This is a genomic window from Wolbachia endosymbiont (group A) of Norellia spinipes (assembly GCF_964273535.1).
This window is the reverse complement of the sequence record NZ_OZ187006.1, coordinates 1,613,576-1,626,241: the sequence shown is the minus strand read 5'-3', so window position 1 is coordinate 1,626,241 and position 12,666 is coordinate 1,613,576. Positions and strand designations below refer to the sequence as shown.

Genomic DNA, 12,666 nt, shown 5'->3' with positions numbered 1-12,666 from the left:
ATTCAAAAAGTTACAACAAATGAAAAAGTTTCCCGAGTTGCAGATGTTCTGATAAGTGGTACGGTGTGTTCTAAAACTAACAAAATTCCAGGATTTTCCACGTCTTTTGGCTCGAAATATCTCTGTCCTTCAGGTAATCCTTCTTTTATTTTAGTACCAACCATAACTCCTAGCTCCCTGATAACTTGATTTGCTGCGTCCGTGAAATCGAAAGTAAATTTAAGATAGAGATTATTAGTTGGTACATTTGAGGGCCTAAACCTTCCAGAAGGGGTCAAAAGCTCTCCATTCTCATCACCTGTGCAGAAGAGCACTTCGTTCGCAGTACGTCTGCCAAGCTCATTGAGCAGTTTTTCAGAAGTTATCAGCTCTGGTGGTGTGCTTTCACTATATTCTACAGTAACTGCACTATTTGCCCTGATAGAGCTATTTCCCGTACGTTTAATTACACCACTACTGCTATCAACTATATAATCTATACTTGGCTGATAAGTTGTTTGTCCTGTAAAAACCCTTACATCTTTAATAGTATGGTGATTTAGAGCTATTTCACCCTCAACAAAAACTTTTTCGACCTGATGACTACTTTCCCAATTAGCATCACCACTGCCCCAAGCAAGATGGATAGATTGCTCTTTTATGCTGGCTGCTATTGCTGCTCGACCTGATTGTGTAAGAATTGACACCTGTGATGAGTTTGAAAGGCTTATATAATATATATTCAGGATTTGGAAAATTTTTGTCCAAAAAAAATGAATTTTTGCCTAATTTTTTGTTGCAGTATTATTTAAAAATCGAACTGTATTATTCTCGAAAAAAAACAATAGAATATCAATAGGTTAAAAATTGCATCTGTATTATTTATTTTTGCTCCTGTCCTACAAAGTGCACCTATAAGTTCTCATCCTTAAAGCATTAATTGTTTTAGGGAAAAGTTATGAAACTAAAAACTGCCATAGTTGTTCAAAATATACGGTATCAAGCTAAGAGATTAAAACTTTTTGAATGCTTTGCTCATGAAGATCTTGAGCAAGAACTTTTCTGTGAAATTTGGACTTATCTTGATAGATATGATGAAAGTAAAGGTAGCTTTAACACTTTTGTAGCAAGATTAACTGAACGTCGTGCCAATAACTTATTGGAGAAACAACTATGTATAAAACGCAATATTAATAACTACATCAATATTGAGAAAACAGAAGCTTTTGAAGATGAAGTAGCAAAACGTACTGATGTAGATTACATGATTTCAACGCTACCAAGAAAGATGCAGAGGATATGCGAACAACTCAAGTACTTTAACTTATATGAAGTTGCTAAGATGAACAACATATCAAGAACTACTTTAAATACTATGGTAAGAAAAATACGTATAAAACTCTCTTCCATCTACTACAAGGGCAAAAAGAAAAATTGAACATAAATTCTACCTTTCCTGAATATATAACATATACCATTGAGGTGAATAAATGACTTTTAAAATTTTAAACAATAATGAAAGATTGAAAACAACTACAGGCATAAAAGTAGTAATTTTTGGTCCTTACGGTATTGGTAAAACCAGTCTCTTAAAGACTATAAGTGAACCAACACTATGTCTTGACTTTGAAGCAGGTCTGCTTGCTGTTCAAGATTGGCAGGGAGATTCAATTAGTGTTCGTACTTGGAATCAAGCTCGGGATATTGCCTGCCTAATTGGTGGTCCAAACCCTGCGCTGAAATCTGACCAAGCATACAGTCAAAAACACCATGAACATGTATCTGGCAAGTATAAAGATCTTCTTTCTGAAGTTTCTAAATACCGATGCATCTTTGTGGATAGTATAACCGTTGCTTCACGTTTATGTCTATTATGGGCAAGGATGCAACCTGAAGCTTTTTCCGATAGATCAGGAAAAGAAGATAAAAGAGCTGCTTATGGGTTGCTTGCCCAAGAGATGATGGCTTGGCTCAATCAGTTTCAACATATCAGAGATAAAGACATCATAATAGTTGGCACATTAGGTCAATATCTCGATGACTGCAATCGTCCAACTTGGCTACCTCAATGTGAAGGAGCTAAAACTGCTAGTGAGATTCCAGGGATAGTTGATGAGGTAATCAGCATGGTTGGAATCAAGAAAGATGATGGTACAGAGAAACGTTCATTTGTCTGTCAGACTATTAATACTTGGGGATACCCAGCTAAAGATCGCAGTGGCTGCCTGAATATGGTTGAGGAACCACATCTAGGTAAATTACTTGCGAAAATTAAAGCCAAAACTTTGCTGTTTAATTAAAAATTGGAGAATAATTATTATGGAACAAAGCTTTTTCAATATCGGTCAAAAAATTCCCTTTTTCAGTGTGAAAGAATACTTGAATGATCAATCACCAATACCAGAAGATATAATCTCACCAAGAATTTTAACAAAAAGAGGCTTATTGGTACTGGGTGGCCCTCCTAAGATTGGCAAAAGCGACTTTTTGATCTCTTGGCTTGTTTACATGGCTGCTGGAGTTTCATTTTTGGTTATGACTCCAAGCAAACCTATGAAAATTTTCTATCTGCAAACTGAAATTGAATATGAATATATGAAAGAACGTTTGCAACAACTTCAACTGGATAACGAACTTTTGAATATAGCTGCCAATAACTTAATCATTACACCAAGAGTACAATTATCTTTCAGCAGTGAAGAAATAGATGAAATTAAAAATGTTATCAAAGAGCGTTTCAAACCTGATATTATTGCCGTCGATCCTCTTCGTAACATTTTTAACTCAAGTGAATATGGCAATGAAAACGACAATAGCGCTATGTTATTCTTCTTGCAAAAAACACTTGAAAGACTGAGAAATGTTATCAATCCAGATTCGGGCATAATACTCACTCACCATACAAAAAAACTATCCAAAAAAATGTTAGAAGAAGATCCATTTCAAGGCCTAAGTGGTGCTGGATCTTTACGTGGATTTTATAGCACTGGCATGGTGATGTTTGCTCATGATGAGGAAAGCACTGTCCGTCAAATAGTATTTGAGCTTCGTAATGGTGAACGTGTAGCAAATAAGCTTGTTGATAAGATAGATGGTCGTTGGAAGCTTGCAGACCAATGGAGTAACTGATTTTTACTTAATTTATAGGAGACAATATGTTATCAGATTTTTTAACTGATTTTAATAACGCAAAACTGCAGAGCAATTTAATACCAAAAGGTACAATAGTCAAGGTAAAAATGGCAATTAAACCAGGAGGTTATGAAAATTGGTTCACTAAAAGCTACACTACTGGCAGCATCTATTTAAACGTTGAATTTACTGTCACTGAAGGTCCATATGCAAAACGCAAGATTTTTCAAGTAATTGGTATTAAAAGTGGCAAAGCAAGAGTTGAAGGAGAAGATACTTGGGGAGAATCTGGTCGTTCTATGCTTAGAAGTATTTTGGAGTCAGCACGGAACATTCATTCAAATGACACTTCAGAAAAAGCAGCTATTGCTAGAAAAGTCAACTCTATAGCTGACTTTAACGGGGTAGAGTTTACTGCAAAAGTTGGTATTGAAGCTGATCGGTATGGAGAAAAGAACAAGATTGCTACGGTTATTACTCCAGAACAATCTGAAGTTGATTGGTTGCCATTTTGAAGTACGACGAAGAGAAGCTCTGGATTGCTGTAATTGAGAGAGCTATCAAAGATGCAGCAGGAAAAAATCCAGAGCTAAAGAAAGAAGCAATTAAATGGTTTGATTCAGAGTCTTTTGAAACTGTTTGTGAGCTAGCTAATCTCAGCTCTAAGCGTATGAAAAGTATGTATGGGGGTTTTATGCAGAGAAAGGAAATAAAAGGATTATTGATTGATAATATTAAGGAGTGTGTACCTTACCTAATTCCAAACGGTAATTTTTATCGAGAGAGGACTTATGTTGGCAACTGTGACGGGGATATGATTACGGTTAAAATAGTGGGTAAAGAAGCTGGAAATTGGCGTAATTTTACTAAAGGAATTAGTGGTGATATTATTGATCTTTGGACTTTAGTTAAAGGTGATATAAATTCCGCTAAGAAGTGGTTAAATACTAAAGAAAACACAACAGAACATAAAATTACATCGTTTTCAGCAAGGCATTACTTGAATGATAAATCACCAATGCCAAAAGATATAATAGGCCCAAGAATTTTAACTCCAGGCGGTCTTTTGGTTATAGGCGGAACTCCCAAAATAGGAAAAAGTAATTTTCTACTTTCCATGTTAGTACATTTAGCTGCTGGAGTATCATTTCTTGGTATGAAGCCTGCAAAGCCACTTAAGATATTCTATCTACAGGATGAAATGGAATATGATTACATAAGAGAGCGCTTACAGAAGCTAAGAATCAGCAAGAAAATCCTTGGTGAAGGAACAGAAAACTTAGTTATTACTAAAAAAGTACAGTTAACTTTGAATGTGGAAAAAATAAAAGAAATTATGTCGGAAAATCTCGATGTAAAAACAGTTGATCTTATAGTGATAGACTCTCTTTTTGATTATAGGAGTATGATCTCTTTTTTGCAAAATGGTATTGATGAACTACGCTCTATAACTAACCCTACGGCTGGAGTAATAGTTACACATTATACCAAAAAAGTGTCAACAACCACGTTAAAAAAGAATCCATTTCAAGCATTGAGTGGTGCTAATGTTTTAAGAAGTTTATATACATCTGGAGTAATGATATTTAGGCCAGAAAGGAATACTCTGCAATTGATATACGAACTTAAAAACGGCAAACCAATACCAACAAAATTCATAAATATGGTTAACGGACGCTGGATAGCTACAGCTTAACCAAATTTCTAAACTTTAAATATATTGGAGATTTTATGGGTATCTATTGTGATTTTAATACTGCAGCTCCACGAAAAAATGCACCGTTAGTAGAAAAAGAACAACTTAAAGCTCAGCTTCTGTTAAATATCAGATCATGCCTTTCTTATCTATTGCCAAGAGGGATTTTTTGTGGTGATAAGTTTTATGTAGGCAATATACAAGGGCGATCTGACTCATTAAGTCTTTTGGAAATGGAAAAGTAATGCACTAAGTGGCTAAAAGCATAGAAATTCAGTGAGTTAAGTATAGTATGTTTTTGTTCCTAATTTTTCAATTTTACTGGAAATCACAAAACTCAGAACAGCTTCTTATTCCTTAAAACCTTACTTTGAAGAATAGGCCACACATTTATCTTCCTTTGAGTGATGCCTTTAATTATCTTACAATAACTAGGTTTATGTCTACTAATATCATGAAATACAGCTGGTCCACCTGTATGCGTAAGTAGTTAGAGTAGGTTATAGGCGGCTTTAAAAAACCGGTTAGTTGCCACTTGAGTTTATTTTTTAAATGACTTTTATATTTCGGTTAAAAATTTAAATGGACGGTATATTAGCCTTTTTGAAAACCATTTCAGTTGAGCAGATGGCCACCGCGGAACTTCTCTTAAGGTTTATATTATAATAAACTTATTACAGTTCATGTTTTTTTGCTTAACTTATTATTAAAAAAGTAACAAATTAAACATTTAAGCGCGTTAATAATATTTAGGTAGGTATTATGAAAGGTACATATCCTATATGTTCTATTATTATATATTATTATATATTATATATATAATATATAAGGTTTTACCTGAAACTGGGCTACACTCAAAAACCCTCTATAATCCTAGCTTTTAAAGCAATTAAGAAGTTTTTTTGAATTTCAAACTTAAATTACTCTTAACCCTTTAATATAGCCGGGTTTTTTCCTTTTTGGAGATTTCATTTTTCAATCTAAAATGGCTTAAACTGCCAAAAATCTATGTAATCTCGAATCTAAAGCACTTAATTCACAAATAATTATTATGAATAACTTTACTAATATAGCATTTTGTGGCTAATTCTTATAGACGGAAAATCTCTCCCCTGAGTATATTGTAAATGTGTTAAGCTCTATTAAAGTTTAATAGAAAAATCGTAATGAAAAAAATTTTAGAGCAATTCATATTTCGGACTGCATTTCTAGTATATATCTGTTATGGAGGAGAAAAAAGGATGGCTTATTTGGTTATTCTCATAAGCAAAGTATAGTATATTTTGCAACATAATGCAGATGCAACTTATAGGCGGCTTTTTTGTTTAAAGTTAAAATGAAATTAAATTTTGTAATTTTTTTGAGGAGTGTAAGTTGAGAGCAGAGTTAAATTTTCAATATCACCATTTACCTCTACAGAAGAGAACTTTTTTAGTGTTGCCTATATATTTTTGTAGTTTTTTGGACGAATTTGAAATTGAACGTATATATATACTACAGGGGCATATGAAAGATAAGAGAACGCAGGTAGTAGCTTGTGCAAAATTTTCTAAAAAGTGACCAGTTTTTGTATTTTGTTGAACTTACTATAGTAAGACCTAGCAGCCTGGTCTTCTGAATTGTAAATATTTGGGGTAAATATGGACAGTGTCAACTTACGCTTGAAAAAAATTTCTCCACTCTTCCGGAAAAACCTATGAGAAATCCGGTATTACTATAGTAAAAGGTACAGAGACATCTCTCTACCCATTTATAACTGTATTTTAAATTACCAGCCTTTAAGAACATCATCATGAGCTATGTAGCAGAGACATTTTGTCAACAAACATAGCTTATTTTAACAGGAGAAAACAATATGCATGACAAGCAAGCTTTATTTGAAAGAGCAGCAGAAATAAAAGCAGAACTACTCTCAAGAATAGAATCATCTTTATCCTACTTATTACCAAATGGTACTTTCCACGGAGGTAAGTTCTATGTTGGTAATATTAGAGGAGATAAAGGGAAAAGTTTAGTAGTAGAAACAAGAGGAGAAAGAGCCGGATTATGGCACGATTTTGCTACTGGTGAAGGCGGAGATATACTTAATCTCTGGTGGGATGTTACTAGTCAGACTAAGTTTCTTGATACCATAGAAGATATAGAAAAATGGCTTGGTCACTCAACAAACCATAAAGAAGAATTTTCAGAACGTTTAATAGCATGTTGGGACTATCATGATGAAAATAATCAAGTAATAGCTAAAATTTACCGTTATGATAGCACTTCAGGGAAAAAACGATATAGCTGTTTTGATGTAAAAAACTCAAGTAGTACTGCTCCAGATCCAAGGCCTTTGTACAATGTTCCAGGTATAATTAAATCCGATAAAATTGTTTTCGTTGAAGGTGAAAAATGTGCTGAAAGTTTAATCAGTAAGGGCATAACAGCCACAACAATGATGTTTGGAGCAAATTCACCTGTAAATAAAACAGATTGGGCTCCGCTAAAAGGTAAACACATAACCATATGGCCAGACAACGATAGTTCAGGTCAGAAATATGCTGAAAATGTTGCAAAGAAGCTTTTAGATATAGGCGTTGCATCGCTTTCTATTCTTAAAATTCCACAAGATAAACCAAAAGCTTGGGATGCTGCTGATTGTATTAAAGAAGGAGTAGACGTCAAAAGATTTTTAACCTCAACTGTTTCTTTCCCATATACAAAAAACGTTACTTCATTTCCTGTATTGCAGTACCTAAATGACAAATCACCAATGCCAGAAGACATAATTGCTCCTAGAGTTTTAACTCCTAGTGGTCTTTTAGTTTTTGCTGGCGCGCCTAAAGTGGGAAAAAGTGACTTTCTTATTTCTTGGCTTTTTCATATGGCATCTGGAACTCCATTTTTTGATATGGTGCCAAAAAGGCCCTTAAGAATCTTCTACCTTCAGACTGAAATCGGTTACCACTATATGCGTGAACGGCTGCAACAGATGAAACTTAGTGAAGAACTTATTAAACTTGCTGCAAACAATTTAGTTATTACACCACAGACTAAGCTGCTTTTAAATGAAAATGGCATTAAAGATATCGTAGCTGAAGCAGAAAGAAACTTTGACCTAAACACCATTGATGTCATAGCGGTAGATCCATTGCGTAACGTTTTTGATGCTGATGAATACGGTAACGAAAATGATAATAATGCCATGATTTTCTTTCTCCAGGAGAGAGTTGAAAAACTGCGTTCTCTAATCAATCCAGATGCTGGAGTTATTCTTGTGCACCATACAAAGAAAATGCAAAAGAAACTATTAGAAGAAGATCCATTTCAAAGTTTTAGTGGCGCTAGCAGCTTACGAGGATTCTATACCACTGGAATGATCATGTTTAGGCCTGATGAGAAGAACAGCTATCGTCAACTGATGTTTGAGTTACGTAATGGAAATTCTGTTATGCCAAAATTTGTTGATAAAATTAATGGTCATTGGTACGAAGTTGACGCTGAGTCACAAAGGTTAATAAATAAAGACTATGGTGAAAAACTAGATGCCGAACGTTCTCGTAGATATGACATCATCTTGGACTTAATATGTGCAGAAGGACGTAAGGGTCATGCTTATACAATTAATCAGTTTTGTCAGGCATTTGAAAATAAAGAAGGTCTTGGCAGTACACATTCTATTCGTGATCGTCTCGATGTTCTTGCTACCAAAGGCTACGTTAAATTCAACAAAGAAGGCAAAAACGCTGCAAGAAACAAATACGGAGTACTTTGCGTTGAAGGTATGGAATTTGGGCAAAAAATACTTGATCCAGAGAAGAACAAAAAGGTTACAGTCTATCACAGGTTACTACCCACACACTACAAATCACCGCATTATGGCAGCGTAATTCCTGTAGAAAATCCAAATACTTGGGTTTATCACAATTAACACTTTAATCATTTCTTAATTAGAGGGAGAAAATATGCATTCTAAAAATTCCTATACTGGTATTAATCCAAAAGTTGTTAAACACATACGACACTATGCTAAACTTCTGAAGAGAGGAAAAGCTTTTGCTTATAAAGACATTGAAGATATTGAGCAAGATCTTTTACTTGACTGTTTGCCTGGCCTTAATGAACTTGAAGGACATTTTATAAAACAGTACGTTAAATGCCGTGCTCTTAATTTAAAAGAGAAAGAACTATGTAAAAAACGTACCATTAATTTTGTTGATGAAGCTTTATACGAAGAGAGCGATGAAAGTCTTGAATATAGCTCCGCAGTACGCATTGACGTAAATGAAGCAATTGCAAAGTTACCTCGAGAGTTAAGAAAAATATGTAAACTATTAGCAGAAGATCACAGCATTTGTGAAATTTCCAGAAGGACTGGTGTACCAAAATCAACTCTCTACGACACAATCAACAAATTACGCAAAGAGTTTTCCCACCTTAAAACATACCTAAAACGAGATTTCTAACTATAAGGGGGAAAAATATGAAAATAATAAACAGCAAAGAAAGAGCAAAAATGGTCACAGGTGTGAAAGTAGTAATCTTTGGACCTTATGGAATCGGCAAGACCAGTCTGCTCAAAACCCTCGATGAATCAACAACACTTTGCCTTGATTTTGAAGCAGGACTTCTAGCTGTACAAGACTGGAAAGGAGATTCAACTGATACCAATTCCCACTATGTAAAGAACAGATAGACAATAATGGGAAAGAAGTGATACTAAAGTAGATAAAATAGAGAGGTATAAATGGCATTAAGGTCAAAACTGTTAGACGAAAAAGTTGTAAATTTGGCGAAAGAAATGTTAAAAAAGGTCAGAAATAACGCATATGTTTCAAAAAAGTTACAAGCGGTGATAGTAGGAAAAGAAAGTAGTATAAGCGCTGTGGCAAGAATATGTAAAATTTCAAGGACTGCTTTGACTGAATGGATAAAGCATCTAAAATTTGGTAGAGTAGAAAAATTATTTTCCCCTTCTCAGCGGCGAAGAAAAAGCAAATTAAACAAAAATCAACGTGAGCAAATTGAAATATGGGTAGAAAGAAATCCAAATATTACTATTAAGGAAGTGCAAATAAAAATCTCAGAGGAATTTGGCCTAAACATTAGCAAATCAACAGTGCATCGTGAGATACAAAGGATGAAGTTTTCTTACATAACACCGAGGCCAATTCACCATAAACAAGATAAAAACAAGCAAGAAGAGTTTAAAAAATACTTCAATAAAATAGTCAATTCCCACCCTGAAAAGGAGGTATTTTTTTGATGAATCACGATTTGGAACTCATTCAAAAATCGGACACGGATGGTTTAAAAAAGGGGTCAGAATGCAGGTTAAAATGAAAATTGGTAGACAAAATTTCTATATCTACAGTGCGGTAAATCCAAGAAGTGGTAAGAAAATTATCCTACTTGCTCCATATGTAAACACTGATTGTATGAATATATTTCTGGAGCAGATGTCGAAAGATTTAGGCACGAAAAAAGCCTTTCTTGTAATGGATTGTGCAGGCTGGCATAGATCAAAAAGTTTGAAAATTCAGAAAAACATTACCATTATATACTTGCCTCCTTATTCACCAGAACTGAATCCTGTTGAGAGGTTGTGGCAATATATCAAACACAATACTTTACGCAACAGAGTCTACTATACCATAGGCTTACTTGAAGATGTTCTGTGTAATTTTATTGTCAGTATTTCCAGTGCTACTATTAAACGAGTTTGTAATGTTTCTTATTTGTTCGATTAGTAATGGAATTTGGTATGAGATTCGTACTTGGAGTCAAGCTCGTGATATTGCTTGCCTAATTGGTGGTCCAAACCCTGCACTAAAATCTGATCAAGCGTATAGTCAAAAGCACTATGAGCATGTATCTGGTAAGTATAAAGATCTTCTTTCTGAAGTTTCTAAATATCGCTCTATTTTTATTGATAGTATAACTGTTGCATCACGTTTATGTCTTTTATGGGCAAGAATGCAACCTGAGTGTTTTTCTGATAGATCGGGAAAAGAAGACAAAAGAGCTGCCTATGGATTACTTGCTCAAGAAATGATGGCCTGGCTCAATCAGTTTCAACATATTCGAGATAAAGACATCATCATAGTTGGCACACTAGGTCAATATCTCGATGACTGTAATCGTTCAATTTGGCTACCTCAATGTGAAGGGGCTAAAACTGCTAGTGAGATTCCAGGGATAGTTGACGAAGTAATCAGTATGGTTGGAATCAAGAAAGATGATGGCACGGAGAAACGTTCATTTGTCTGTCAGACTATTAACTCTTGGGGATATCCAGCTAAAGATCGAAGTGGCTGCCTGAATATGGTTGAAGAACCGCATCTGGGTAAATTACTTGCGAAAATTAAAGCCAAAACCTTGGCTTCTGTTGCCTAATTTTAAAAGGAGTAATATGGAACAAAGCTTTTTCAATATCGGTAAAAAAATCCCTTTTTACAGCGTAAAGGAGTATTTAAGTGATCAAATGCCAATACCAGAGGATATAATCTCACCAAGAATTTTAACAAAAAGAGGCTTATTGGTACTAGGTGGCCCACCTAAGATTGGTAAAAGCGACTTTTTGATCTCTTGGCTCGTTCATATGGCTGCTGGTAGATCGTTTCTTGGTATGACACCAAATAGACCTTTGAAAATCTTCTACATGCAAACTGAAATTGAATATGAATATATGAAAGAACGGTTGCAACAACTTCAACTGAATAAAGAGCTTTTGGACATAGCTGCCAATAACTTAATTATCACGCCAAGAGTGCAATTATCATTTAGCAGTGAAGAAATAGATGAAATTAAAAATGTTGTCAAAGAGCGTTTCAAACCTGATATTATTGCCATCGATCCTCTTCGTAACATTTTTAACTCAAGTGAATATGGCAATGAAAATGACAATAGCGCTATGCTATTCTTTTTGCAAAAGAAACTTGAAAGACTGAGAAATGTTATCAATCCAGATTCGGGCATAATACTCACCCACCATACAAAAAAACTGTCTAAAAAGATGCTAGAAGAGGATCCATTTCAAGGGTTAAGCGGTGCTGGATCTTTACGTGGATTTTACAGTACTGGTATGGTGATGTTTGCTCATGATGAGGAAAGCACTACCCGTCAAGTAGTATTTGAGTTGCGAAATGGTGAACGTGTGGCAAGCAAGCTTGTCGATAAGATAAATGGTCGTTGGAAACTTGTAGACCAATGGAGTTGATTCTTTTTTTCGTTTTGCAATTAATTTATAGGAGGACAATATGCTATCAGATTTTTTAACTGATTTTAATACTGCAAAATCACAAAGTAATTTAATACCAAAAGGTACAACGGTGAAAGTCAAAATGGCGATTAAACCAGGAGGTTATGAAAATTGGTTCACTAAAAGCTACACTACTGGCAGCATCTATTTAAACGCTGAATTTACTGTCACTGAAGGTCCATATGCAAAACGCAAGATTTTTCAAGTAATTGGTATTAAAAGTGGCAAAGCAGAAGGTGAAGAAGACATCTGGGGAGAATCTGGTCGTTCTATGCTTAGAAGCATTTTGGAGTCAGCACGAAATATTCATGCACATGACACTTCAGAAAAAGCAGTTATTGCTAGAAAGATCAATTCTATAGCTGACTTTAACGGGTTAGAATTTACTGCAAAAGTTAGTATTGAAGCTGATCGATATGGAGAAAAAAACAAGATTGCTACTGTTATTACTCCAGAACAATCTGAAGTTGATTGGTTGCCATTTTGAAATACGATGAAGAGAAGCTCTGGATTGCTGTAATTGAGAGAGCTATTAAATACGCAGTAGGAAAAAACGTAAAGCTGAAAGGAGAAGCGATAAAATGCAGAGTCTTTTGAAACTGTTTGTGAGCTTTGA

12 protein-coding genes and 2 pseudogenes are annotated in these 12,666 nt (G+C 34.8%); 13 read left to right on the top strand and 1 reads right to left on the bottom strand.

The window, feature by feature from the left end:
- Window positions 1–2 precede the first annotated feature (2 nt).
- A complete protein-coding gene (locus ACFZP3_RS07845; protein WP_386086909.1) occupies window positions 3–686 on the bottom strand; it encodes a hypothetical protein in 684 nt (227 codons plus the stop codon).
- 251 nt (window positions 687–937) lie between these two features.
- On the opposite strand from ACFZP3_RS07845, the gene ACFZP3_RS07840 reads away from it, so the two are divergent.
- From ACFZP3_RS07840 to ACFZP3_RS07780, 13 genes and pseudogenes are all read left to right on the top strand, one after another.
- Window positions 938–1,417 carry a sigma-70 family RNA polymerase sigma factor gene (locus ACFZP3_RS07840; protein ID WP_386086910.1) on the top strand — a complete coding sequence of 160 codons (480 nt, stop codon included), beginning with the start codon at window positions 938–940 and terminating at the stop codon, window positions 1,415–1,417.
- 52 nt (window positions 1,418–1,469) lie between these two features.
- Window positions 1,470–2,279 (top strand): ATP-binding protein, encoded by an 810-nt coding sequence (locus tag ACFZP3_RS07835; RefSeq protein WP_264724057.1) that lies wholly within the window; start codon window positions 1,470–1,472, stop codon window positions 2,277–2,279.
- Between the two features lie 19 nt (window positions 2,280–2,298).
- A complete protein-coding gene (locus tag ACFZP3_RS07830) occupies window positions 2,299–3,108 on the top strand; it encodes an AAA family ATPase (protein ID WP_386086911.1) in 810 nt (269 codons plus the stop codon).
- 26 nt (window positions 3,109–3,134) lie between these two features.
- Window positions 3,135–3,626 (top strand): hypothetical protein, encoded by a 492-nt coding sequence (locus ACFZP3_RS07825; protein WP_353277479.1) that lies wholly within the window; start codon window positions 3,135–3,137, stop codon window positions 3,624–3,626.
- Window positions 3,623–4,807 (top strand): AAA family ATPase, encoded by a 1,185-nt coding sequence (locus ACFZP3_RS07820; protein WP_386086912.1) that lies wholly within the window; start codon window positions 3,623–3,625, stop codon window positions 4,805–4,807. Before ACFZP3_RS07825 ends, ACFZP3_RS07820 begins: the two co-directional genes overlap by 4 nt.
- Window positions 4,808–4,842: 35 nt before the next feature.
- Window positions 4,843–5,052: a hypothetical protein gene (locus ACFZP3_RS07815; protein WP_386086913.1), complete on the top strand. Its 210-nt coding sequence runs from the start codon at window positions 4,843–4,845 to the stop codon at window positions 5,050–5,052.
- 1,610 nt (window positions 5,053–6,662) lie between these two features.
- Window positions 6,663–8,720 (top strand): AAA family ATPase, encoded by a 2,058-nt coding sequence (locus ACFZP3_RS07810; protein WP_386086914.1) that lies wholly within the window; start codon window positions 6,663–6,665, stop codon window positions 8,718–8,720.
- A 34-nt stretch (window positions 8,721–8,754) separates the two neighbouring features.
- Window positions 8,755–9,255, top strand: a complete 501-nt coding sequence (locus ACFZP3_RS07805; protein WP_386086915.1) for a sigma-70 family RNA polymerase sigma factor — start codon at window positions 8,755–8,757, stop codon at window positions 9,253–9,255.
- Between the two features lie 17 nt (window positions 9,256–9,272).
- Window positions 9,273–9,449: pseudogene (locus tag ACFZP3_RS07800) on the top strand (AAA family ATPase); the annotation flags it as partial.
- Between the two features lie 87 nt (window positions 9,450–9,536).
- Window positions 9,537–10,539, top strand: a protein-coding gene (locus tag ACFZP3_RS07795; RefSeq protein WP_386086916.1) for an IS630-like element ISWpi10 family transposase whose coding sequence is annotated in 2 segments (ribosomal slippage) — window positions 9,537–10,046 and window positions 10,048–10,539 — 1,002 coding nt in all. Because the reading frame shifts where the segments join, the coding sequence is not laid out codon by codon here.
- Window positions 10,540–10,555: 16 nt separating this feature from the next.
- A pseudogene (locus ACFZP3_RS07790) lies at window positions 10,556–11,185 on the top strand (AAA family ATPase); the annotation flags it as partial.
- Window positions 11,186–11,201: 16 nt separating this feature from the next.
- The gene (locus ACFZP3_RS07785; protein WP_386086917.1) at window positions 11,202–12,008 is read left to right on the top strand and encodes an AAA family ATPase; all 807 of its coding nucleotides are present in this window, start codon (window positions 11,202–11,204) and stop codon (window positions 12,006–12,008) included.
- Window positions 12,009–12,048: 40 nt separating this feature from the next.
- On the top strand, window positions 12,049–12,537 hold the full coding sequence (locus ACFZP3_RS07780) for a hypothetical protein (protein ID WP_386086918.1): 489 nt from the start codon (window positions 12,049–12,051) through the stop codon (window positions 12,535–12,537).
- Window positions 12,538–12,666: the final 129 nt, after the last annotated feature.

What these genes read in the sequence shown, in the direction of transcription:
- ACFZP3_RS07840 (WP_386086910.1), top strand. Translation starts at nt 938, where the DNA reads ATGAAACTAAAAACTGCCATAGTTGTTCAAAATATACGGTATCAAGCT.
- ACFZP3_RS07835 (WP_264724057.1), top strand. Translation starts at nt 1,470, where the DNA reads ATGACTTTTAAAATTTTAAACAATAATGAAAGATTGAAAACAACTACA.
- ACFZP3_RS07830 (WP_386086911.1), top strand. Translation starts at nt 2,299, where the DNA reads ATGGAACAAAGCTTTTTCAATATCGGTCAAAAAATTCCCTTTTTCAGT.
- ACFZP3_RS07825 (WP_353277479.1), top strand. Translation starts at nt 3,135, where the DNA reads ATGTTATCAGATTTTTTAACTGATTTTAATAACGCAAAACTGCAGAGC.
- ACFZP3_RS07815 (WP_386086913.1), top strand. Translation starts at nt 4,843, where the DNA reads ATGGGTATCTATTGTGATTTTAATACTGCAGCTCCACGAAAAAATGCA.
- ACFZP3_RS07810 (WP_386086914.1), top strand. Translation starts at nt 6,663, where the DNA reads ATGCATGACAAGCAAGCTTTATTTGAAAGAGCAGCAGAAATAAAAGCA.
- ACFZP3_RS07805 (WP_386086915.1), top strand. Translation starts at nt 8,755, where the DNA reads ATGCATTCTAAAAATTCCTATACTGGTATTAATCCAAAAGTTGTTAAA.
- ACFZP3_RS07785 (WP_386086917.1), top strand. Translation starts at nt 11,202, where the DNA reads ATGGAACAAAGCTTTTTCAATATCGGTAAAAAAATCCCTTTTTACAGC.
- ACFZP3_RS07780 (WP_386086918.1), top strand. Translation starts at nt 12,049, where the DNA reads ATGCTATCAGATTTTTTAACTGATTTTAATACTGCAAAATCACAAAGT.